The 22,851-nt window shown below is 62.6% G+C and carries 24 protein-coding genes; 18 read left to right on the top strand and 6 right to left on the bottom strand.

The genetic code is table 11. From position 1 onward, the window contains the following. The first annotated feature begins 140 nt into the window (after window positions 1-140). From RYH74_RS16410 to RYH74_RS16395, 4 genes are all read left to right on the top strand, one after another. Window positions 141-1,283 (top strand): iron-containing alcohol dehydrogenase, encoded by a 1,143-nt coding sequence (locus RYH74_RS16410; protein ID WP_317409756.1) that lies wholly within the window; start codon window positions 141-143, stop codon window positions 1,281-1,283. Window positions 1,284-1,329: 46 nt separating this feature from the next. Then, the gene (locus RYH74_RS16405) at window positions 1,330-2,673 is read left to right on the top strand and encodes an MFS transporter (RefSeq protein WP_317409755.1); all 1,344 of its coding nucleotides are present in this window, start codon (window positions 1,330-1,332) and stop codon (window positions 2,671-2,673) included. Between the two features lie 242 nt (window positions 2,674-2,915). Further along, window positions 2,916-3,701, top strand: a complete 786-nt coding sequence (locus RYH74_RS16400; protein WP_085663352.1) for a 2-keto-4-pentenoate hydratase — start codon at window positions 2,916-2,918, stop codon at window positions 3,699-3,701. 108 nt (window positions 3,702-3,809) lie between these two features. Then, entirely contained in the window at window positions 3,810-4,043 is a 234-nt protein-coding gene (locus RYH74_RS16395; RefSeq protein ID WP_075045549.1) for a hypothetical protein, read from the top strand. A gap of 841 nt (window positions 4,044-4,884) precedes the next feature. Here the strand turns inward: RYH74_RS16395 and RYH74_RS16390 are convergent. Continuing rightward, window positions 4,885-5,262, bottom strand: coding sequence for a termination factor Rho (locus tag RYH74_RS16390; protein WP_075045548.1), 378 nt, complete (start codon window positions 5,260-5,262; stop codon window positions 4,885-4,887). 289 nt (window positions 5,263-5,551) lie between these two features. Between RYH74_RS16390 and pstS the strand changes: the two genes are divergently transcribed. The 11 genes from pstS (at window position 5,552) to RYH74_RS16335 (ending at window position 15,897) form a co-directional block, all read left to right on the top strand. Further along, window positions 5,552-6,583 carry a phosphate ABC transporter substrate-binding protein PstS gene (gene pstS / locus RYH74_RS16385; protein ID WP_025339575.1) on the top strand — a complete coding sequence of 344 codons (1,032 nt, stop codon included), beginning with the start codon at window positions 5,552-5,554 and terminating at the stop codon, window positions 6,581-6,583. Between the two features lie 72 nt (window positions 6,584-6,655). Next, window positions 6,656-7,621, top strand: a complete 966-nt coding sequence (pstC, locus tag RYH74_RS16380) for a phosphate ABC transporter permease subunit PstC (RefSeq protein ID WP_023661148.1) — start codon at window positions 6,656-6,658, stop codon at window positions 7,619-7,621. Then, on the top strand, window positions 7,621-8,514 hold the full coding sequence (gene pstA, locus RYH74_RS16375) for a phosphate ABC transporter permease PstA (RefSeq protein WP_024086822.1): 894 nt from the start codon (window positions 7,621-7,623) through the stop codon (window positions 8,512-8,514). The genes pstC and pstA overlap by 1 nt, the downstream gene beginning before the upstream one ends. Before the next feature lie 75 nt (window positions 8,515-8,589). Beyond that, window positions 8,590-9,351, top strand: a complete 762-nt coding sequence (gene pstB, locus RYH74_RS16370; protein WP_031324478.1) for a phosphate ABC transporter ATP-binding protein PstB — start codon at window positions 8,590-8,592, stop codon at window positions 9,349-9,351. Window positions 9,352-9,444: 93 nt separating this feature from the next. Then, complete coding sequence (locus RYH74_RS16365; RefSeq protein ID WP_075045547.1) at window positions 9,445-10,143, top strand: hypothetical protein; 699 nt, start codon at window positions 9,445-9,447, stop codon at window positions 10,141-10,143. Then, on the top strand, window positions 10,143-10,742 hold the full coding sequence (locus RYH74_RS16360) for a hypothetical protein (RefSeq protein ID WP_025339573.1): 600 nt from the start codon (window positions 10,143-10,145) through the stop codon (window positions 10,740-10,742). The genes RYH74_RS16365 and RYH74_RS16360 overlap by 1 nt, the downstream gene beginning before the upstream one ends. A gap of 157 nt (window positions 10,743-10,899) precedes the next feature. After that, a complete protein-coding gene (locus RYH74_RS16355) occupies window positions 10,900-11,454 on the top strand; it encodes a helix-turn-helix domain-containing protein (RefSeq protein WP_015270026.1) in 555 nt (184 codons plus the stop codon). Between the two features lie 27 nt (window positions 11,455-11,481). Beyond that, on the top strand, window positions 11,482-12,828 hold the full coding sequence (locus RYH74_RS16350; RefSeq protein WP_061550788.1) for a glutamine synthetase family protein: 1,347 nt from the start codon (window positions 11,482-11,484) through the stop codon (window positions 12,826-12,828). Window positions 12,829-12,912: 84 nt separating this feature from the next. Further along, window positions 12,913-13,686: a gamma-glutamyl-gamma-aminobutyrate hydrolase family protein gene (locus tag RYH74_RS16345; protein WP_025339571.1), complete on the top strand. Its 774-nt coding sequence runs from the start codon at window positions 12,913-12,915 to the stop codon at window positions 13,684-13,686. 69 nt (window positions 13,687-13,755) lie between these two features. Then, window positions 13,756-15,114, top strand: a complete 1,359-nt coding sequence (locus RYH74_RS16340; protein ID WP_075045546.1) for an aspartate aminotransferase family protein — start codon at window positions 13,756-13,758, stop codon at window positions 15,112-15,114. Between the two features lie 228 nt (window positions 15,115-15,342). Next, window positions 15,343-15,897, top strand: a complete 555-nt coding sequence (locus RYH74_RS16335; protein WP_025339569.1) for a helix-turn-helix domain-containing protein — start codon at window positions 15,343-15,345, stop codon at window positions 15,895-15,897. Window positions 15,898-15,928: 31 nt separating this feature from the next. Here RYH74_RS16335 and RYH74_RS16330 read toward each other — a convergent pair whose 3' ends face one another. Continuing rightward, window positions 15,929-16,699 carry an SDR family NAD(P)-dependent oxidoreductase gene (locus RYH74_RS16330; RefSeq protein ID WP_075045545.1) on the bottom strand — a complete coding sequence of 257 codons (771 nt, stop codon included), beginning with the start codon at window positions 16,697-16,699 and terminating at the stop codon, window positions 15,929-15,931. 158 nt (window positions 16,700-16,857) lie between these two features. Between RYH74_RS16330 and RYH74_RS16325 the strand changes: the two genes are divergently transcribed. Genes RYH74_RS16325 through RYH74_RS16315 form a run of 3 tightly spaced genes read left to right on the top strand, consistent with a single transcriptional unit; the run spans window position 16,858 to window position 19,129 of the window. Further along, complete coding sequence (locus RYH74_RS16325) at window positions 16,858-17,379, top strand: chalcone isomerase family protein (RefSeq protein WP_075047001.1); 522 nt, start codon at window positions 16,858-16,860, stop codon at window positions 17,377-17,379. Window positions 17,380-17,423: 44 nt separating this feature from the next. Beyond that, window positions 17,424-18,950: a cryptochrome/photolyase family protein gene (locus RYH74_RS16320; RefSeq protein WP_075045544.1), complete on the top strand. Its 1,527-nt coding sequence runs from the start codon at window positions 17,424-17,426 to the stop codon at window positions 18,948-18,950. Beyond that, window positions 18,947-19,129, top strand: coding sequence for a DUF2256 domain-containing protein (locus RYH74_RS16315; RefSeq protein WP_085616094.1), 183 nt, complete (start codon window positions 18,947-18,949; stop codon window positions 19,127-19,129). Before RYH74_RS16320 ends, RYH74_RS16315 begins: the two co-directional genes overlap by 4 nt. Here the strand turns inward: RYH74_RS16315 and RYH74_RS16310 are convergent. The 4 genes from RYH74_RS16310 to RYH74_RS16295 are packed head-to-tail and all read right to left on the bottom strand — an operon-like array spanning window position 19,067 to window position 22,845. Beyond that, window positions 19,067-19,555 (bottom strand): DUF2878 domain-containing protein, encoded by a 489-nt coding sequence (locus RYH74_RS16310; RefSeq protein WP_075045542.1) that lies wholly within the window; start codon window positions 19,553-19,555, stop codon window positions 19,067-19,069. The genes RYH74_RS16315 and RYH74_RS16310 overlap by 63 nt on opposite strands. After that, complete coding sequence (locus RYH74_RS16305; protein ID WP_317409754.1) at window positions 19,555-20,817, bottom strand: cyclopropane-fatty-acyl-phospholipid synthase family protein; 1,263 nt, start codon at window positions 20,815-20,817, stop codon at window positions 19,555-19,557. The genes RYH74_RS16310 and RYH74_RS16305 overlap by 1 nt, the downstream gene beginning before the upstream one ends. Continuing rightward, window positions 20,792-21,601, bottom strand: coding sequence for a DUF1365 domain-containing protein (locus tag RYH74_RS16300; RefSeq protein ID WP_317409753.1), 810 nt, complete (start codon window positions 21,599-21,601; stop codon window positions 20,792-20,794). The genes RYH74_RS16305 and RYH74_RS16300 overlap by 26 nt, the downstream gene beginning before the upstream one ends. Further along, entirely contained in the window at window positions 21,598-22,845 is a 1,248-nt protein-coding gene (locus RYH74_RS16295; RefSeq protein WP_317409752.1) for an NAD(P)/FAD-dependent oxidoreductase, read from the bottom strand. Before RYH74_RS16295 ends, RYH74_RS16300 begins: the two co-directional genes overlap by 4 nt. Window positions 22,846-22,851 lie beyond the last annotated feature (6 nt).

The following is a 22,851-nucleotide window of genomic DNA, read 5'->3' as shown; positions in this document are numbered from 1 at the left end:
GTATGCGTCCGGGTTATACCGATATGGATTGTTCTCAATACCATGGCCAGGCGCGCATTCCTATACTGGCGCTGCACGGTGTCGCATCCAGTGCGGCGGAACCGCCCATAACAATAGCGCCAGGAGGCTGTGAAGGCCCTATGTCCCTGATCAACTACATCACCCAGATCCAGTTCGATATCGGCGCCATTGCGCGCCTGCCTGCCGAGTGCGAGCGCATTGGTATAACCAGGCCTTTGATCGTGACGGACCGTGGCGTGCGTGCTGCCGGTATCGTCGATGTGGCCTTGAGCACCTTCAGTGACAGCAGCGCGCAATTGCCGATCTATGACAGCACGCCGCCCAACCCGAACGAGAACGCCGTGCGTGAAGCGGTTGCCATGTTCCAGGAGTGTGGCTGTAACGGCATCATTGCCATTGGCGGGGGCTCGGCGATCGACCTGGCCAAAGGTGTGGCCGTGTGTGCCAGGCACGACGGCCCATTGAAAAGCTTTGCGGTGATCGAAGGCGGCTTGGCCCGCATTACGGCGGCAACCGCACCGGTAATCGCCGTGCCGACCACGGCGGGCACCGGCAGCGAGGTAGGGCGGGGCGCCATCCTGATTCTCGACGACGGGCGCAAGGTGGGCGTGATCTCACCCCATGTGGTGCCCAAGGCTGCCATCTGCGACCCGGCGCTGACCCTTGGCCTGCCGGCGCAACTCACCGCCGCCACCGGCATGGACGCCATTGCCCACTGCCTGGAAACCTTCATGGCGCCTGCGTTCAACCCGCCCGCTGACGGCATTGCCCTGGATGGGCTGTGGCGCGCCTGGCGCTTCATCGAAACCGCCACCCGCGAGCCCGGCAACCTGGATAGCCGCGTCAACATGATGAGCGCCTCGCTGCAAGGCGCCCTGGCATTCCAGAAGGGCCTGGGCTGCGTACACAGCCTCAGCCACGCACTGGGCGGCATCAACCCACGGCTGCACCACGGCACCCTCAACGCGATCTTCCTGCCCGCCGTCATCACCTTCAACCGCAAGGCCGAGACGGTGCTGAACGAACACAAGATGCAACGCATCGCCCAGGCGATGGGGCTGGCCGACGAAGGCCAGATCGAAGACGCGATCCGCCACATGACTCGTGCGCTGGGCCTGCCGACCGGGCTGCGCGAGCTGGGCGTCAGCGAGGAGCTGTTCCCGCGCATCATCCAGGGTGCGCTGGCCGATCACAGCCACCGCACCAACCCGCGTGAAGCGTCTGCCGAGGACTACCAGTGGCTGCTTGAGGCATCCATGTAGCTCACTGATCCGCTGTTCAACCAAATAACAACAAAAGTGAACGCCCATGACTACCAAATATGCGCAAGCCGAGCTTGGTCGCGAGCCTGAAGCGATCGCGAGCTCGAACCCGTTCAGGAAGTACCAGGTCATCACCGTCAGCCTGCTGCTGGTGATTGGCATCATCAACTACGTCGACCGCAGCGCGCTGTCGATCGCCAACACCTCGATCCAGCGGGACATGATGATCACGCCCTCACAGATGGGCATTCTGTTGTCGGCATTTTCCCTGGCATATGCCTTTTCCCAGTTGCCGCTGGGCATGATCATCGACCGCCTGGGCAGCAAGATTTCGCTGGGGGCTGCACTGCTGGGCTGGTCGGTGGCGCAGACGGCCTCCGGCCTGATCAACAGTTTTTCCGCGTTCATCGGGCTGAGGGTAGTGCTGGGGATCGGCGAGGCGCCGATGTTCCCGTCGGCGGCCAAGGCGCTGGCGGAGTGGTTCGAGGCCGAGAAACGCGGCACGCCGACCGGCATCGTGCTGTCATCGACCTGCATCGGGCCGTGCATTGCGCCGCCGTTGCTGACGCTGCTGATGGTCAACTGGGGCTGGCGAGGCATGTTCATAGTCACCGGAGTGTTCGGCATCCTGGTCGCCGCTTGCTGGTTCGCCTTCTATAAAAGCAAGGAACGTTACCTGGCCGAGTTGCCTGCCGAGGAGCGTGAACGCCTGCTGGCGGCCCAGGCGCAGAAGCAGACGGTGGCAACGGTCAGGCCGAGCATGAAGGCACAACTGGCGGCATGGGCCGAGTTGTTCCGGCACAAGAGCACCTGGGGCGCTGTGCTGGGCTTCATGGGGGTGATCTACATGCTGTGGCTGCATCTGACCTGGTTGCCGGGCTACTTCGAGCGTGAGCACGGGCTGAGCTTGTACAAGACAGCCTGGGTGGTGTCACTGGCCTACGTTTTCGGCGCCCTGGGCACCATTGTGGCGGGCCGGGTGTGCGACCGCCTGGTGAAGAACGGCGCCAGCGTGCTGGGTAGCCGCAAGCGGGTAGTGGTGAGCGCGTTGTTCGCGGCGGCGGCTTTCACCGTGCCGCTATCGTTCGGCAGCGGCTTCATGCTCAGCGTGGCCCTGCTGTGCTGCGCGTTGTTCAGCGTGAACATGGCCAGCTCCACCGCCTGGATGATCGCCAACACCGTCGTGGATAGCCGGCGCGTGGCCTCGTTTGGCTCCATCCAGAATTTCGGCGGTTACCTTGCGGGTTCGGTGGCACCGATCGTGACGGGGTTCAGCATTCAGCAGACCGGGTCGTTTGCCTCGGCGTTCCTGATCAGTGCGGCAGTCGCGGCGGTGGCGGCGATGGCCTACGTATTGCTGCTGAAGCAGCCGGTGTCTGCTGACAGGTAATCCTGTAGGAGCGGCCTTGTGTCGCGATGGGCCGCAACGCGGCCCCGGGGTTTCAGCGCAAATGCACGCATTGCCGGGGCCGCTTTGCGGCCCATCGCGACACAAGGCCGCTCCTACACGGGATTGCGTCAGGCAGGGTCATAACGGTTTGTGATGCCAGACATCATGACAATATATTTATCCTTATCAATGCCACGCTCTAGCATCTGTTGCCCGCCATCGCCCATCAATCAAGAGGTCTTATGAACAATTCGCTCTTCATTCCCCAGCGTACCGCGGCATTGTTGCTGCAGCACTGGCTTAGCGGTGAGCTGCTGGCGGAACTGCCCGCCAGCCTCAAACCCGAGACGTTGAAACAGGGCTATGACAGCCAGGACGAGTTGTTTGCGGCCGCCGCAGGCCAGCGCGCCGGGTGGAAGCTGGGTGTCGGCAGCCCCGCAGCCATGCGTGCAGCCAATTTGTCCCGGCCCTTGATTGGCCAGTTGGAGGCGGGGCGTTGTCATGCTGGTGGTGTGCATATCCGGTTGCCGGCAGTTACACCGGTAACCATCGAATGCGAGGTCGCCTTCGTACTGGATCGCGATATTCCACCCCAGGTTGGGCGGGTGCCAGCCAGCGAAGATATTCGCGCAACCTGCGTCACCTTCGAAGTGGTGCGCTCGCGCTTCGTCGATCGCAAGATTGTTGGGTGGCCAAGCTTCGTGGCGGACAACGTTGGGTTTGAAGCGCTGGTGATTGGCAACAGCCTGGCAGCAGGCATCGATGTGCCGTTGCTGGCTGACCTGGCCGAAACCACCGAGGTATACGTAGACGGCCAGTTGCGGGCGCGGGGCTTGTCTGGCGATGCGGCGACCGACCCGTTGGCATCGCTGGCCCACCTTTATGCGCATGCCGCCGAACGTGGCCAGACCCTGAAAGCAGGCGATGTGGTGACTACAGGGGCCATGTGCCAGCCATTCGACCTGAACGAAACAGGGCATCAGGTTAGCGCCAGGTATCTTGGCCAGGAGCTGTTGTTTACGCTGTAGCGATGCCCCAGCCTTTTCGCGGGTAACCCCGGCGTTGCGATTGTTTGTATGAGTCACCTTGATGCTTTCCCTTAGCGGTACTAATACTAAGAGACTGCCGGGAGGGGGATGAACATGCAGACGCGCTTTGTTGTGGTTCCCGCTGTGCCGCTCAAGAAAGAGATTTACCCGCGTAGTCTTGGCTTTCCCGCGACGTTAGGGGAGGGTTATGACCTTTATGACACACGAGAAAAGCTGCGCCTGACCTTCAACTACCCGACACGCGCCGAGGCGGAATTCGTATGCGCGTCCCGCAACAGTTGCCGGGATGCCGACGCGGCGGATATCGCCGGGATTGGTTGATGCAGTTGAAGCTTCGCGGAACTTGAGTGCGATGCGGTCCAGGTGGGCGCAATTGACTTGCTCAATTTTTTGAGACGTGCGCGGTCCCTGTGGGAGCGGGTTCACCCGCGAACACCGGCGTAGCCGGTGCCATGCACCGCGTTGCATTCTTCGCGGGCACGCCCGCTCCCACAGGGATCGCGCCTGGCCCAGGGTTGGCGCCATTCCAGTAGAGGCCATGGCCTTGCCCAAGGATCGTGAAGCCTGCACGGGTCGGTGTGGGAGCGGGTTCACCCGCGAACACCGGCGTAGCCGGTGCCACGCACCGCATTGCATTCTTCGCGGGCACGCCCGCTCCCACAGGGATCGCGCCTGGCCCAGGGTTGGCGCCATTCCAGTAGAGGCCATGGCCTTGCCCAAGGATCGTGAAGCCTGCACGGGTCGGTGTGGGAGCGGGTTCACCCGCGAACACCGGCGTAGCCGGTGCCACGCACCGCATTGCATTCTTCGCGGGCACGCCCGCTCCCACAGGGATCGCGCCTGGCCCAGGGTTGGCGCCATTCCAGTAGAGGCCATGGCCTTGCCCAAGGATCGTGAAGCCTGCACGGGTCGGTGTGGGAGCGGGTTCACCCGCGAACACCGGCGTAGCCGGTGCCACGCACCGCATTGCATTCTTCGCGGGCACGCCCGCTCCCACAGGGATCGCGCCTGGCCCAGGGTTGGCGCCATTCCAGTAGAGGCCATGGCCTTGCCCAAGGATCGCGAAAGCCTGCACGGGCCGGTGTGGGAGCGGGTTCACCCGCGAACACCGGCGTAGCCGGTGCCATGCACCGCGTTGCATTCGCCGGGCCGGGGGCTTGTGTCATGCGTGTTTGAGCGCTTCCACCAATTGCGCCTTGGTCATGGTGGAGCGCCCCTTGATGTCTTTGCTGCGCGCTTCCTTCATCAGGCTCTGCTTGCTCTGGGTTTCCAGGGAACTGCCCGATGTGCGGGAATGACCCTGGCGTGACTTCGCCGCCCGTTTGGCCGAGTCCGAGCGGGCAGTTTTCTTCTCGCTGGAAGAGGTAGCCTTGCCCGAGCCGCCTTTCTTCTCGCCACCACCGGACTGTTTGTTGACGGTGGCCCAGGCGCGCGCTTCGGCCTGGTCTTCCGGCACGCCTTTGTGCTCGTAGCTTTCCTCGATATGTTCGGCCTTGCGCTTCTGCTTGTCGGTGTACTTGTCCTTGTCGCCGCGTGGCATGGCATTCACTCCCGTCTGGTTTGCATGAGCGGTTGAATGCCGCGGCAACGCCCGAGTGCCCGGTAATCGACCAGCGGTGCCAGGAAACCTGTCGCCCACTCGAAACAGTCATTCAACCGACACATCGAGGCCTTAGGGTTGAGACAGGAACCCGTCCAGGGCTCTGCTCACTGATGTTGCCGTGATGGCGCCGCCAGACGGCTCTACCGTGCGGCTTGCCATTCATTGGTCACAAAGCTGTAACATTGCTGCTGCAAAGTGTGCCGGCCATCACACGGAGCGCTTTTCGATGATACGCCTGATGAAGTCTGCTGCACTCGCCGTTGCCGTTTCTCTTTGCGCCACTTCGGCATCCTTCGCCGCAGAGAACGTCCGCCTGACCGGTTCCGGCGCCAGCTTCCCGGCACCGATCTACCTGACCTGGTTCAAGGCCTTCAGCAAGGAAACCGACGGTGTCACCGTTGACTACCAGTCCAAGGGGAGCGGGGCGGGTGTTCAGGACTTTCTGAACAAGACCGTCGACTTCGCCGCCAGCGACTCGGCAATGAAAGCCGAAGAAATCGCCAAGGTCGGCGAGGGCGTGCAGTTGCTGCCAATGACCGCCGGTGAAATCGTCCTGGCTTACAACCTGCCAGGCAACCCTAAAGGGCTGAAGCTGCCACGCGATGTGTACTCCAACATCTTCCTCGGCAAGATCACCCAGTGGAACGACCCGCAGATCGTCGCGGCCAACCCTGAGCTGAAACTGCCAGCTACCCCGATCACCGTGGTCGTGCGTGCCGACTCCAGTGGTACCACTGCGGTATTCACCAAGCACCTGTCGGCCATCAACGCTGACTTCAAGCAAGCGCTGGGTGAAGGCAACACCGTCAACTGGCCGGCCAGCGACAAGTTCATCAAGTCGCCGAAGAACGACGGCGTAACCGCCACCGTCCGCCAGACCCCAGGCGCCATCGGCTACATCGAATACGGCTTCGCCAAGTTGGCCAAGGTCGACTTCGCCCAGCTGCAGAACAAGGCCGGCCAATATGTCGTGCCGAACGCCGAGAGCGGTGCCGAGGCGCTGGCTGCGGTGCAGATGCCGGAGAACCTGGTGGCCTGGCTGCCTGACCCGGACGGTGCCAAGTCCTACCCGATCACCTCCTACACCTGGATGATCTTCCGCAAGGACAACGGTAACCCGGCCAAGGCCAAGGCCATGCGCGAAATGGTCGAATACAGCCTGACCGAAGGCCAGAAGATCGCCGACTCGATGGGCTACATCCCGCTGCCAGCGTCGGTTGTCGATCAGGTACGCAAAGCGTCCGCCAACATCCAGTAACACGCCCAGGCGCTCCCGGTGTGGTCTGGCGGCCATGCCGGGTGTGTTTGCCCTCTGTCCCGGAACTTGCCAATGAACACTCCTTTTGCCATCCCGGCTAACCCCGACTCCGCGTGCCAGCCACCGTCTGCGAAAGACTTCCTGGTTGATCGCACCTTCCGTGCGCTTGCACGCATCGGTGTGGTGCTGGTGCTGGCGCTGGTCTTCGCGCTGGTCTACGAAGTGGGCCGCAAGGCACTGCCAGGCATCGAGAAGCACGGCTTTGACGTGCTGTTCGGCAGTGTCTGGGACGTCAACCAAGGCAAGTACGGTATTCTGCCAGCGATCTGGGGCACCCTCTACAGCGCCCTGATCGCCCTGTTGATCGCCGGTTTCTTCGGCGTCAGCATGGCCATTTTCCTGACCCAGGACTTCCTCCCGGCCCGGCTGGCGGCGGTGTTCCGCACCATCGTCGAGCTGCTCGCTGCCATCCCCAGCGTCGTCTACGGCCTGTGGGGGATCTATGTGGTCATCCCGGCCATTCGCCCGCTGACCACCTGGCTGAACAGCGAACTGGGCTGGATTCCCTTTTTCGGTACTTCCCTCAGCGGCCCAGGGCTGCTGCCTGCCGCGCTGGTACTGGCGATCATGATTCTGCCGACCATCGCCGCCGTTTCGCAGGACGCCCTGACCAGCGTGCCGATGAAGACCAAGCAGGCCGCCTACGGCCTGGGCGCCACCCACTGGGAGGCCATCCTCAAGGTAATGGTGCCATCGGCAGCCACCGGCATCTTCGGTTCGCTGGTGCTCGGCCTGGGCCGTGCGCTGGGTGAAACCATGGCGCTGGCCATGCTGGTGGGCAATGCCAACAACATTTCCCTGTCCTTGTTCGCCCCGGCCAACACGCTGGCGGCCTTGCTGGCGCTGAACTTCCCGGAGGCCGGCCCGAACGAGATCGAGGTGCTGATGTACGCCGCACTGGTATTGATGTTCATCACCCTGGCGGTGAACGTGCTCGGCTCGATGATCATGCTCTACGCCCAGCGGGGTAACAAATGATGACCAACCTCACCACCCCTGCAAACGCGTTGCCCAGCCTGCAGCGCAAGCTGGAAGGCCGTTCCCTGCGCAGCCTGGTGTTGACCACGCTGGCATGGTTCGCGGCACTGGTGGCCAGCGTGCCGCTGATTTCCGTGCTGTACATGCTGATCACCCGCGGTGGCGCACGCCTCAACCTGGAGGTGTTCACCGAGCTGCCACCCACCGGCTTCGAGATGGGCGGGGGCTTTGGCAACGCCATGGCCGGTACTTTCGTCATGGTCGGCATTGCTGCCGCCATCGCCGTACCGGTCGGTATCCTGGCCGCGGTGTTCCTGGCCGAACTCGGCCCGGACAGCAAGCTGGCCAACGCCGCGCGCTTCGCCGCCAAGATGCTCACCGGCCTGCCGTCGATCCTGGCCGGCGTGTTCGCCTACGCCCTGGTGGTGATGACCACCGGCACCTACTCCGCCCCGGCAGGTGGTGTGGCCCTGGCAGTACTGATGCTGCCCATCGTCGTGCTGACCGCTGAAGAGTCGATGAAGATGGTGCCCAAGATCATGAAGGATGCCGCCTACGGCATGGGCTGCACCCGTGCCCAGGTGATCTGGAAAATCGTCCTGCCCACCGGCCTGCCGGCCATCCTGACCGGCGTCATGCTGGCCGTGGCCCGTGCCGCCGGCGAGACCGCGCCGCTGCTGTTCACCGCGCTGTTCAGCAACTACTGGATCCTGCATGACGGCGACCTGGCAGTCATGAACCCGACGGCCTCGCTGGCCGTACTGATCTACAACTTCTCCGGCATGCCATTCGACAACCAGCTCGAGCTCGCCTGGGCGGCCTCGCTGGTACTGGTGATGATCGTGCTGGTAATCAACATTCTGAGCCGAGTATTCGGCAAGCCCAAGTATTGAGAAAGGGAGCATCCGACCTTGAACGTATCCACTGCGCCAAAAGCCGCTCCCGTGGTCAGCGAAGCCCCCATCGTCATGGACTGCAAGCTGGACAAGATCTTCTACGGCAATTTCATGGCCGTTCGCGACAGCCATGTGCCGATCCGCAAGAACGAGATCACCGGTTTCATCGGGCCGTCCGGCTGCGGCAAGAGTACCGTGCTGCGTAGCCTCAACCGCATGAACGACCTGGTGAAGGGCTTCCGTTTCGAAGGCCATGTGCACTTCCTGGGCCAGGATGTCTACGGCAAGGGCGTCGACCCTGTGGTGGTGCGCCGCTACATCGGCATGGTGTTCCAGCAGCCCAACCCGTTCTCGATGAGCATCTTCGACAACGTCGCCTTCGGCCTGCGCCTGAACCGCTACAAGGGCGACATCGGCGACCGCGTCAAGCACGCACTGCAGGGTGCCGCGCTGTGGGACGAGGTGAAGGACAAGCTCAAGGTCAGCGGCCTGGCCCTGTCCGGCGGCCAGCAACAGCGTCTGTGCATCGCCCGCGCCATCGCCACCGAGCCGGAAGTGCTGCTGCTGGACGAACCCTGCTCGGCACTCGACCCGATTGCCACCCGCCGGGTGGAGGAGCTGATGGTCGAGTTGAAGAAGGACTACACCATCGCCCTGGTGACCCACAACATGCAGCAGGCGATTCGTGTGGCCGACACCACCGCGTTCTTCTCGGTCGACATCTCCAAGGGCACCCGCACCGGCTACCTGGTCGAAATGGGCCCGACCACGCAGATTTTCCAGAACCCGCGTGAGCAGCTGACCGCCGACTACATCAGCGGCAAGTTCAGCTGAGGCCGTACCTGCCAAGGTGGCCGGGTGTTGCAGTCAGGAAGGCTGCAACACCCGGCCGCATTACCTTCCGCCAAGTGTTACCAGGGATTTCCAATGCCAGCGACGCGTCGTCTTGATCTGTCAGCGGTAGAGCGCGCACTGCGTGAGGTGCAGGCCCGCTTTGCCGAACTCAGCCAGCATTTCACCGAACCGCGGGACCCATTCACCGACGAGGTGCTGCTGAATGTGGTTGAAGGCTATGCCCTGATTGACGACTATGTCGCCCGGGGTGTCGACCTTTTCGACCTTCAGCAGCTGAACCTGATGCTGGAGATCAATGCCACCGTGCTGTGCGGCAGCGACCCGGCACGCAGGCTGGAATTTGCCCCGCACCTGGCGGCGACCGAGGCGCACTTTTTCAATAATGTGGAGGGCGGCATCAAGGACCTCTACAACTGGTATTGCTCGTATGGCAGCGACTCGATCTGGAAGCGTGCGGCGGGTGTCTACGTTCGAATTCTGAGCAAGCCGCAGCTGTTCATCGAAGGCAACAACCGCACAGGGTCGCTCATTGTCAGCTACTTGCTGATGCGCGCGGGGCTACCACCATTCGTGCTGTCGCTGGACAACGCCGAGGGTTACTTCAACCCGTCGTCGGTCATACGCAACTCCGCCAAGCATGGGGTCAAGGCTTTGTACGAACTACCCAAGATCAAGAAAAAGTATGCAGCTTTCCTTGAAGCGCACGCGCCCGAGCCCGGCAAGTTCTTCCTCGGCGGCACATCCATGCCTGCGCGTGAGAGGTGCCGCTGATGCAAAGCCCTTCTCTGTTCCAGCGCGGGCGGCAAGCCATCGAGCGCACGTTCAATCGCCCGCAGGTACGCATTTCGTTCGATATCGACGACACGCTCGCCTGCCAGGCCGACCACGCCGCCGCCGAGCACAGCAAGCTGCCGGCGTTCGTCCACCGCTGGTTGGGTGAACCCCTGCGCAGTGGCACGCGCTCGCTGATCCGCGACCTGCGCCGCCAGGGTTGCAGCATCTGGATCTACACCTCGTCGGGGCGCACGCCGTCCTACATCCGCCGTTGGTTGATGCTCTACGGTATCCGCGTCGATGGCGTGGTCAACAGTGACCGGCACCAGCATATCCTGGCCGTGAACGGGCTTGAGAATGCGCCCTCGAAGTTGCCGTCGGCCTTCGATATCGACCTGCATGTCGATGATTCCGAGGGCGTGCGGCTGGAAGGCGTCGACCACGGTTTTCGCGTGGTGGTGGTGTGCCCCAAGGATGAGAACTGGGCGCAGAAGGTGATGGATGCGGCGGTCGATGTCCAGGCACAGCTGGCCTGGCAGCAACCGCACCGCTATGAAATGCCGGTACGGCAGCGTTCGCAGGCCCTCGCTTCCTGAGGGCTTCAAGGTACTTTTCTGGTTACGCCTCTTCGCTACTTGTTGCCCCCCACCTCCATTCGCGGCTTCCCATTTTCAGCTTCGGCTTGACTCGTGAAATTTTTCATGTAATTTTTCATGAAAAATAACTCTAAAAATTTCACGGCAGTCTCAAACGATGAAGATGCACGAAGAGGTTGAAGCCCTCGCGATCCTTATTCACGACCTGCGCAAATTCAAGAACCTGACCCTGGGCGAACTGGCCGAGCGCATCAACCGCTCGGTCGGCTTCCTGTCCCAGGTCGAGCGCGGTGTTTCGCGCCCTACCGTGGCCGACCTCACCGCCATCAGTGAAGCGCTCGGCGTATCCACCGCGTACTTCTACAACCTGAGCAAGCCGCGCAGCGTCAGCTGGGTCACGCGTCCTCACGAGCGGCGCACGCTGTACCTCGAGTCGGGCATTACCGATGTGCTGGCTTCGCCCACCATCGGCGGCGCGTTCTCCATGCTCGACAGCCATCTCGAGCCAGGCGCCAGCAGTGGCGAGCTGTACCTGACTGACCGTTCCGAGCAGGGCTGTTTCGTGCTCGAAGGCGAACTCACGGTCTGGCTGGACCACGGCGACGCCGTGACCCTGCAGGCCAACGACTGCTTCCAGCTGCACCCCCACGCGCAGTTCCGTTACGCCAACCTGACGGAAAAAGCCACCCGCGTGCTCTGGGTCTTCAACTGAATTCGTTCACCTCACAAGGACAAGAAGATGAGTGTCGTCTTTCCGGATCTGCTGACTGAAGTGCGCTCGTTCCGAGCGCAGCACCCAGAAATACGTTATGTCGACCTGATTGCGCTGGATATTCCCGGGCACTTCTACGGCAAGCGCTACCCCATGGACATGCTGGAAAAAGTCGCAGCCGGCGCGCCGCTGAAGTTGCCGCAGAACTGCGTGCTGCTGGGCACCCAGGGTGGCCTCTACCCGATCGGTGACTACTGCTTCGCCGACGGCGACCCGGATGCCGCCCGCCGCCTGGTGCCGGGTACCCTCAAGCCGGTGCGCTGGGAAAAGGAACCGATCGCGCAGATGCTCATCACCTCCGACGGCACTGCCAAGCCCATCGAGTTCGAGCCCCGTGAAGTGCTGGCCCGGGTGATCCAGCGCCTGGCCAGGCGCGGCATTCGCCCGGTGGTGGCCTTCGAGCTGGAGTTCTACCTGTTCGACCGCAAGCTCGACAACGGCCTGCCACAGTACCCACGCGACAAGGCGACCGACGACCACGACGACCAGCCGAACATGCACATCGAGCGGCTGTCGCGTTTCGCACCGGTGCTGCACGAGATGGTCGATGGCGCCAACGAGCAGGGCGTGCCGGCGAACGTCATCACCGCGGAGCTGGGCCCAGGCCAGTTCGAGATCAACTTCTCGCACAGCGACGATGCCATGAGCGCGGCGGACTGGTCGGCGCTGTTCTGCCGCAGTACCCGCGGGATCGCGATGAAGCACGGCTACCGAGCCAGCTTCATGAGCAAGCCGTACCTCGACGCGCCGGGCAGCGGCATGCATGTGCATGTCAGCCTGTACGACAACGCCGGCAACAACATCCTGGCCGGCGATGACCAGCGCAAGCTGCGCCATGCGGTGGCAGGGTGCCTGGAGCTGCTGCCGCACTGCATGCCGATCTTCGCCCCCAACCACAATGCCTACCGCCGTTACGGCGCCATGGTCAACGCGGCGAGCAAGGCCAGCTGGGGTTTCGAAGATCGCGATGCGTGTATTCGCATCCCCGAGTCCGACCCGCGCAACCTGCGCATCGAACACCGCCTCGCCGGTGCCGACGCCAACCCGTACCTGGTGCTGGCGGCCATCCTGACCGGGATGGAGCATGGCCTGGAACGTGGCGTCGAGCCCATTGCCCCGCTGAACGACAACCGCCAGAGCGGCATCGAGTTCCCCAAGGATGCCTTCAGTGCCCTGGCGGCCATGCGTCACCACCCGGAGGTGAACGAGGGCCTGGGCAGTGAGTTCGTGATGGTCTACTGCGAAAACAAATACCAGGAGCAACTGGACTTCATGCGCCACATCGATGCCCGCGAATACCGCTGGTTCCTGTAGGTGCCGAGGTTGGGGCAGCGCCGCTGCACCCTACCTTTCTACCGTTTCAATACAACGCGCAATATGGATTTGCCGGAGGAAGATATGCCACGTGTGCCCGTTATCGGCATTACCGCATGCACCAGCATGATCGAGCTGCATGCAACCCAGACCATCAGCGAGAAGTACGCGCGCGCGGCGGCCAAGGCAGCGTGCGGGCTGCCCATCGTGATACCCAGCCTCGCAGACCTGATGGACAGCGCCGATATTCTCGACGTGGTGGATGGGCTGATCTTCACCGGTTCGCCGTCCAACATCGAACCGTTGCACTACAACGGCCCGGCCAGTGCAGCGGGCACCCATCACGACCCGCTGCGTGATGCCACCACCTTGCCGCTGATGCGTGCGGCCATCGCCGCCGGTGTGCCGGTGCTTGGCATCTGCCGTGGCTTCCAGGAAATGAACGTGGCGCTGGGCGGCACCCTGCACCAGAAGGTGCATGAGACCGGCATGTTCATGGACCACCGCGAAAGCAAGGGTGAGCCCATCGAAAAGCAATACGGCCCGCGTCACGCCCTGCACATAGAGCCCGGCGGCATGCTCGACCGCATGGGCTTACCGGCGGTTATCGATGTCAATTCCATCCACGGCCAGGGCATCGATGTACTGGCCCCCGGGCTGAGGGTGGAGGCGCTGGCACCCGATGGCCTGGTGGAAGCGATTTCGGTCGAGAACAGCAAGGGTTTTGCCCTGGCCGTGCAATGGCACCCCGAGTACCAGGTCATGGACAACCCGCATTACCTGACCATCTTCCAGTCCTTTGGCAAGGCCTGCCGGCATCGCTCGGTATTGCGCCAGATGCTGTTGAAGTCCGCCTGACAGCGATCTTTCCCAATTACAAAAAAGTACCTGCGTGGCACGGCTGCGCAACGTGATGGAGTGAAGTCAATGAGTGAGCAGAATTCCCAGACCCTCGCCTGGCAAGCCATGAGCCGCGACCACCACCTGGCCCCGTTCAGCGATGTTCGGCAACTGGCCGAGAAAGGCCCGCGCATCATCACCTCGGCCAAGGGCGTATACCTCTGGGACAGCGAAGGCCACAAGATTCTCGATGGCATGGCGGGCCTGTGGTGCGTGGCGGTGGGCTATGGGCGCGATGAGCTGGCCGACGTCGCCAGCCAGCAGATGAAGCAGCTGCCGTACTACAACCTGTTCTTCCAGACCGCGCACCCGCCCGCGCTGGAACTGGCCAAGGCGATCACCGATGTGGCCCCGCAAGGCATGACCCATGTGTTCTTCACCGGCTCCGGCTCTGAAGGCAACGACACCGTGCTGCGCATGGTCCGCCATTACTGGGCGCTCAAGGGCCAGAAGAGCAAGAAGGTCATCATCGGCCGCATCAACGGTTACCACGGCTCCACCGTGGCCGGCGCGGGCCTGGGCGGCATGAGCGGCATGCACCAGCAGGGCGGGCTGATCCCGGATATCGTGCATATCCCGCAGCCGTACTGGTATGGCGAAGGCGGCGACATGACCGAGGCCGACTTCGGCGTGTGGGCGGCCGAACAGCTGGAGAAGAAGATCCTCGAAGTTGGCGTGGACAACGTTGCCGCCTTCATCGCCGAACCGATCCAGGGCGCTGGCGGGGTGATCATTCCACCGCAGACCTACTGGCCGAAGGTGAAGGAGATTCTGGCCAGGTACGACATCCTCTTCGTCGCTGACGAAGTGATCTGCGGCTTCGGCCGTACAGGCGAGTGGTTCGGTAGCGACTACTACGACCTCAAGCCTGACCTGATGACCATCGCCAAGGGCCTTACCTCCGGCTATATCCCCATGGGCGGCGTGATCGTGCGAGATGAAGTGGCCAAAGTCATCAGCGAAGGCGGCGACTTCAACCACGGCTTCACTTATTCCGGCCACCCGGTGGCGGCTGCGGTGGGCCTGGAGAACCTGCGGATACTGCGTGATGAAAAGATCATCGAGCAGGTGCACGACAAAACCGCTCCGTACTTGCAACAGCGCCTGCGCGAGCTGGCCGACCACCCGCTGGTAGGCGAGGTACGCGGCCTGGGCATGCTCGGTGCGATCGAACTGGTGAAGGACAAGGCCACCCGCGCGCGTCATGAAGGCAAAGGTGTCGGCATGATCTGTCGCCAGCACTGCTTCGACAACGGGCTGATCATGCGTGCCGTGGGCGACACCATGATCATCGCGCCGCCGCTGGTGATCAGCATCGAGGAGATCGACGAACTGGTGGAGAAGGCCCGCAAGTGCCTGGACTTGACGTACGAGGCTGTTCGGTAAGGGGGGCTGCTGTGCAGCCCATCGCCGGCAAGCCAGCTCCCACAGGTACTGCGCATGACTTGAAGTCGATGCGGTCGAGGTGGGAGCTGGCTTGCCGGCGATGGGCCGCAAGGCGGCCCCGAATTAAACTGCCGGTTCCCGCAATTCCTTGAAGAATCTTGCTTTGTGAAATGAATCATGTACTTTTCAGGGCATCAATTTTTCCCATCCGAAAGTCGCGATTCAACCATGAAAGTGCACGAAGAGATCGAAGGCCTGGCCGTACTGATTCGCGACCTGCGCAAGTTCAAGGGCCTGACACTGGGCGAACTGGCGCAGCGCATCGGCCGTTCGGTGGGCTTTCTGTCCCAGGTCGAACGGGGTGTATCCCGCCCAACCGTGGCCGACCTCACGGCTATCAGCGAAGAGCTCGGCGTCTCCACGGCCTATTTCTACAAGCTGGACCAGCCGCGCGAACTCGAGTGGGTCACCCGCCCTCACGAGCGTCGTACCCTTCACCTGGCCGGTGGCATCACCGATGTGCTGGCATCCCCCACGATAACGGGCGCGTTCTCCATGCTCGACAGCCACCTGGAGCCTGGGGCCAGCAGTGGCGAGGAGTACCTGGACGACAGCTCGGAGCAGGGCTGCTTCGTGCTCGAAGGCGAACTGACCGTCTGGCTGGATGGCGGCGAGCCGGTAACGCTGCGCGCCAGTGACAGTTTTCAGCTGCAACCCCACGCAAGTTTTCGTTACGCCAACCTCACCGACAAGCCCACCCGCGTGCTCTGGGTGTTCAGCTGACAAGAGAAGCCAAGCCATGCTGGCTTTGGCGTCACCAGGCAATCGGTGTGCCGTCCCACGCCCAGAATGTACCGCTCTGGTCGGGGCCGTGTCGGCTCACCAGCGCTAGGATGCATGTCGCTGCAAATGCCGGCGAGAACAGTTTTCCCGGCGGTACATTGCCCTGAAAGGGTTGGGAAAGGCGGGTGTCGGTGGTCCCGGGATGCAGCAATAGTACCGTGGAAGCAGGGTTCAGTCGCTTGAGTTCGATGCTCGCAGTGTGCAGAAGCTGGTTGAGCGCGGCCTTGCTGGCGCGATAGCTATACCATCCGCCAAGATGGTTGTCGCTGATCGACCCGACCCGCGCCGACAGTGCCACATAGGTCATCGGTTGCTGTCGCAACAAGGGAAGCAAGTGCCTGAGCAGCAGGACAGGGGCGAAACAGTTGGTCGTGAAGCTGGCCAGCAGCCCAGCCATGTCCACCTGTGTCAGCGCTTTTTCGGCCCGTGCGGGTGCCTCTTGCAGCACGCCAAGCGTGCACAGTACAAGGTTCAGCTGGTCGCAGCAGGCGCCCACCCGTGCCGCCAGTGTTTGCAGTGCCACTTCGGAACACGCGTCGCAGTCGATGCGAACCAACTGTCTTGGGTGCTCGGCGAACAAAGCATCCAGCGAAGGGCTGCTGGTGGCATGTCGCGAGACGGCAAACACCCGCCCGATGTCGGCGCGCCCCAGCAACTGCGTGCACAGTGCAAGGCCAATTCCCTGGCTGGCTCCGCAGACCAGTACGTTGGCGGGAGATTGAAGGTCATTGATAAGGTTCACTGAACTGCCTCCTTTTCCTGGCATCACCGTATGTCCGCCTGTTCACCACTTACGCCGACATGTCGCTACGGGGTAGACACTAAAAATTGTACAATATGGCTAAAACCTGTACATAATTACCAATGTTGTACAGGTATTTTGGAGTGCTCGAGGTTACCATGGGGCGCACTGCTCGTTGGACCTGGCTTTGCCTGCTACTGACAGGCCTGTCCGAGGCGGCGGACTGGCGAGCGGAGCTGCCGGCAGCGCAACGGCTGGGCTCCGGTGAGTTCACCTGGTTCGGCCTGCGTCTTTACACCGCACAGCTATGGGCAGCAGGTCCGGTTCAGGACTGGAACCGGCCTTTTGCCCTTGAACTCGCCTATCACCGGACGCTGTCCAGAGACATGCTCGTGAAGGCCAGCCTCGAGGAAATGTACCGCCTGGATCCTGATAGCCTGACGCCGCAGCGGCGCGCGGCGTGGTCCCAGGCCATGCAGCAGGCGTTCGTGGATGTACGCCCTGGGATGCGCATCACCGGCTTGTACATGCCGGGGCAGGGCTGCCGTTTCTACGTCGATGGCAAACTCAGCCGGGCGATCGCCGACCCGGCCTTTGCCCGGGCGTTCTTCGCCATCTGGCTCGATCCACGGGCCAGGGATCAACAACTGCGTCAGCGTCTGCTGGAGGGTGTGCCATGAATCTGCGTAGCGGTAACGTTTACCAGCCTGGGGTAACCTGAACGATGCGCCTGGGCCTGGTATTGGGTGACCAGCTGTCGTTCGACCTGGCAAGCCTGAAAGCCCTCGATCCTGCCCGCGATGCTGTGCTGATGGCGGAAGTGGAAGGGGAGGCCAGGTACGTGCCGCATCATCCGCTGAAGATCGTCCTGATCTTCAGCGCCATGCGGCACTTCGCACTGGCACTGCGCGAGCGCGGTTGGCAGGTGCATTATGTGAAACTTGATGATGACGGCAACAGCGGAACCATCGTTGGCGAGTTGCGGCGCTGGCAGCAAGCCCTGAGAGCCACGCATATTCACCTGACCGAGTGCGGAGAGTGGCGCCTGGAGCAGGCGTTGCGCGATGCCTCACTGCCGCTTGTGTGGCATCGCGACACGCGATTTCTCTGTTCTCGCGAAGCCTTCGCGCGCTGGGCCCGGGAACGCGGCCAACTGCGTATGGAGTACTTCTACCGTGGCATGCGCAAGCGTACCGGTCTGCTGCTGGAGCCTGACGGCAGCCCGGCAGGTGGAACCTGGAATCTCGATGGCGACAATCGCAAGGCCTTGCCCCGCCAGCTGCGTGGCCCCTTCGCCGCGCATTTCGAGCAGGACGAGATCACGGCAGCGGTAATAGCCCTGGTACGCCAACGCTTCAGCGACCACTACGGAGCCATCGACGGTTTCGACTACCCGGTGACTCATGCCGAGGCAAGGCAGCTCTGGCAACACTTTCTGGATTTCGGCCTGGCAGCTTTCGGTGACTACCAGGATGCGATGGCCGAGGGCGAGCCGTACCTGTTCCATGCGCGCATCAGTGCGGCGCTGAACATCGGGCTTCTGGACGTACGTTGCCTGTGCGAGGAGGTCGACAAGGCCTGGCGCGAGGGGCGAGTACCGCTCAATGCAGCAGAGGGCTTCATCCGCCAGTTGATCGGCTGGCGCGAGTATGTGCGCGGCATCTACTGGCTGCGCATGCCGGAGTATGCGGCGCTCAACTACCTGGGCAACGAGCGAGCGTTGCCGGAATTCTACTGGACCGGGCGCACCCGCATGCGCTGCATGGAGCAGGCCATCGGCCAGACCCTTCGCCTGGGCTACGCTCACCATATCCAGCGGCTTATGGTCACCGGCAACTTCGCCTTGCTGGCCGGTATCGCCCCAGCCGCGATTTGTGAGTGGTACCTGGCGGTCTACATGGATGCCTTCGACTGGGTCGAGCTGCCCAACACGCTTGGTATGGTGATGTACGCCGACGGCGGCTACCTGGGGTCCAAGCCTTACTGCGCCAGTGGTCGTTATATCCAGCGCATGTCCGACCATTGCAAGGCGTGCAGTTACAGGGTTGACCACGTGACCGAGGTGGATGGCTGCCCGTTCAATGCCTTGTATTGGCATTTTCTGATTCGCCATCGCTCGGAACTTTCGGCTAACCCGCGTCTGGCGCTGGTCTATCGAAGCCTGGATGGCATGGCGGCTGACCGTCGCGATGCCGTGTGGCAGCGTGGCCAGTCACTGCTGGCACAACTCGATGCGGCGCAGCCGATATGAAAAAGGGTCTTTTGCCCAGCAAGATCTGCGTGGTGTGTGGGCGGCCGTTCAACTGGCGCAAGCGCTGGGCGCGTTGCTGGGCGCAGGTGCGCTACTGCTCCGAACGATGCCGCAGGTCAGCACCGCACCGCGAGGCGCGCGAGCAAGGGCAGGGTAGCGGCCCATATCGGCACCAGTAACAGGCCGGTTTCCAGCGTGCCCATGGGCAAGTCGACATTTGCCAACCTCGCCCCGCTCAGATAGGCCAGAGGGCCGCCAACTGCACCCACCAGCGCACCGAGCCGCCAGTGCCTGCCGGCCCATGCCAGGCTGTGGCGCATGCCGCTGGCCAGCACCAGCCACAGCAGCGCAAGCCACAGCGGCAGTGGCCAAGTGTCGAAACCGAACACGCCCAGCGCGCCCAGCACGCTGTCCAGGACACATCCCACCGGCGTTACGCGCAACAGCGCCTTGACCTCTGCGTGGACGTCCGGGCACAGGCTCAGGTGCACGGCCAGGCCAGGAATCACAAGCAACGACAGGAAGGTTTTTTCGGCCCCCAATACGCATAGCCACCAGCCAGCCTGTAGCCACAAGGCATTGGCAAGCAGCCAGCGACGGCTCATCAGGCACTGCCAGGCAAGGGCGCGCGCCGTGCCTGGGGCGCTGCCCAGAGCAGATGCGCGACACCGATGGCGCGCTCCTCAAAACCGCCTTGGCAGTAACACAGGTAGAACTCCCACAGGCGCTGGAACATGTCGTCGTAGCCCAGGTCCGTCAACTCAGCGCGTGCCTGGCGCAGGTTTTCTCGCCAGTGCCGCAGGGTGCGGGCATAGTCCTGACCGAAATCTTCCATGTGCAAGAGGTTGAGTGCGGTGTGCCGGCTGGCAGTTTCCAGCATCACGCTCAACGAAGGCAGGGCGCCACCGGGGAAGATGTAGCGCTGGATGAAATCGACCGACCGCCGCGCCTTTGCATAGCGCTGATCGCGGATGGTGATCGCCTGCAACAGCATCAGCCCGTCGGGCTTGAGTAGCGAGGCGCACTGGCGGAAATACACCGGCAGGTAACGGTGGCCGACAGCCTCGATCATCTCGATCGAGACCAGTTTGTCGAAGGTGCCTTGAAGATCGCGGTAGTCTTCGCGAAGCACTTTCACGCGCTGCTCCAGCCCCAGGGCCTGAACACGTTGCAGGGTATGGCTGTACTGCGCCTCGGAAAGCGTGGTGGTGGTGACCTTGCAGCCATATCGGGTGGCGGCGTGGATTGCCAGGCTGCCCCACCCGCAGCCGATCTCCAGCAGATGGTCGGCAGGGCACAGTTCCAGCTTCTGGCAGATGCGCTCCAGCTTGTGCAACTGAGCTTGTTCCAGCGTCTGTTCAGGGTGTTCGAACCGGGCTGCCGAATACATCATGGTGGGGTCCAGCAGCCGCTCGAACAGGGCATTGCCCAGGTCGTAGTGCGCCAGGATATTGCGGCGGGCACCGCGCCTGCTGTTGCGGTTGAGTTTGTGCTGCAACCGCAGGGCAGGGCGGCCGAAGCGGGCCAGACCACCCTCGAGGGTGTCAAGTACCTCAAGGTTTGCGACAAACAGGCGAGTCACCAGCGCCAGGTCGGGACTTCGCCAATAGCCGTGGATGTAGGCTTCGCCAGCACCGATCGAACCATTGCCGGCTATCAGGCTCCAGGTGATGTCATCAAGGATTTCCACCTCGGCCTGCAGCGGGCTGTCGGCGTCACCGAAGCTCCATTGCTGCCCGTGGCTGAGCAGGCGCAAATGGCCATGGCGCAGCCTGCCCAGGCTGGCGAGCACGGCGTTTCGTGCCAGGCCACCGAACAACGGCCCGAGGCCGGCGAACTTGCTAACGCTCAGGGTGGGGTTCGACATCATCAGGGTCCTCGCAGGAATGGCCGAGCGCCAGGTCACTCTGGCTGGGCGTGTGGTCATGGATGGGCGTGCGTTTGAACAACAGGCGCAGTGCCTGCCAGTAGATGGCCGCGACGGTGCGCAGGCTCATCCAGGGGAAGGCCAGTACGTATCGGTGCACGGCGGCTTTATCCAGCGGCTGGCGCTGCAGGGCCAGGTCGGCCTCGAACACCTTGCTATCGGCTTGCCAGTTCTCCATGTGGATGCGCACATGCTCTGCGTCCAGGGCAAAGTGCAAGCGATAGTCCATGTGCAGTGGCATGAAAGGCGACACATGAAAGGCCTTGGTGACAGTGAAGGGCCTGGCAAGGTTTTCGCTGACCGGCAGCACGTAATGGAAGCGTTCGCGCCATGGCGTGTTTCGCACCTCCAGCAGGATTGCCGTCAGTCGTCCGTCGCGGTCATGGCAGAAATAGAAACTGACCGGGTTGAACGACAGCCCCCAGCAACGCAATTGCGTGAGCAGGTGCACCGGCCCCTCAGGCATCTCTCCCGTCGCGTTGTGCACCAGCGAACGTGCAGCCTGGGCTAGCGTCTCGCCGCGGCGGGTCCGAGCTGGCAGGTAATCTACCGGGTGCCAGCTGAGCGGCGCCAGACGCCAGCGCCACAGCCAACGTGACAGGCCTGTCAGCAAGGCTTGCTCGTCCAGGTCCAGGTAGAACATGCCGATCCTGTAGCGGAAGGCGTGGGGGCGCGGCGCCAGGCGCCGGTGGCTGACCCAGCCCACGCAAAGGCTGCTGTTCACAGGTGCTCTCCGAAATGCGCGGCCACCTTCAACGCACTGACCACGCCATCCTCGTGAAAGCCGTTGCCCCAGTAGGCGCCGCAGAAGTAGCTGTGGCGCTGGCCCTGCAGCTGTTCCTGGCGCGCCTGCGCGGCGCACGCCGCAAGGCTGTATTGCGGATGGTCGTACTGGAAGCGGGCAATGATCTGCGCCGGATCCACCAGCGCGGTCTGGTTGAGGCTCACGCAGAACGTCGTCGGTGCCTGGATGCCTTGCAGAATGCTCATGTTGTAAGTCAGCGCGGCAGGCGCCTGCTGTGGCCCGCCGAGCCGGTAGTTCCAGCTGGCCCAGGCGCGTTTGCGGCGGGGTAGCAGACGGGTATCGGTGTGCAGCACCACATCATTGCTGGCATAGCCGATGGCGCCGAGCACTTCCCGCTCCTGCACGCTCGGCGCTTCCAGCAGCGCCAGGGCCTGGTCGCTGTGGCAGGCAAACACCACATTGTCGTAACGTTCGGTACCGGCAGCGCTCATCAGGGTGACGCCACCTTCGTCGCGGCTGACCCGGTAAACCTTGCAGTCGAGGCGGATGCGCCCGGCAAACGGTCGGCACAGCGGACCGACATAGCTGCGCGAGCCCCCTTCGATCACGCGCCACTGTGGGCGTTGGTTGACCGACAACAAGCCGTGGTTGCGACAGAACCGCACGAAGAACGCAAGTGGGAAGCCGAGCATGTCCGCGCGGGACATCGACCATATCGCCGAGCCCATCGGTACGATGTAATGATCGATGAAACGCTGCCCATACCGCTGCATCTGGAGGTAGGCGCCCAGGGTAGCGTTGGCATCGATACGCTGGTTATCCAGGTCGGCGAGCGCCTGACGGTTGAAACGCAGAATGTCCCTTAGCATCCCCCAGAACCTCGGGGACACCAGGTTGCGGCGTTGGGCAAACAAGGTATTCAGGTCGTGCCCGTTGTATTCCAGGCCGGTGGCCGGATCATGCACGGAGAAACTCATTTCGGTCGGCCGCGAGGCGACTTTCAGGTGCTCGAGCAAGCGTATGAAGTGCGGATAGGTCCAGTCATTGAATACGATGAAGCCGGTATCTATTGCATGGCGTTCACCCTGCCAGATCACGTCGAGGGTATGCGTGTGGCCCCCGATCCATTGCTCGGCTTCGAAAACCGTAACCTCATGCCTGCGTGACAGCAGATGAGCGCAGGATAGCCCTGCGATGCCGCTGCCGATTATTGCTATACGCATGGATCA

This window comes from Pseudomonas sp. LSJ-87 (assembly GCF_032971465.1).
Lineage (GTDB): Bacteria > Pseudomonadota > Gammaproteobacteria > Pseudomonadales > Pseudomonadaceae > Aquipseudomonas > Aquipseudomonas putida_Z.
This window is presented reverse-complemented; position numbering and strand designations above follow the sequence as displayed.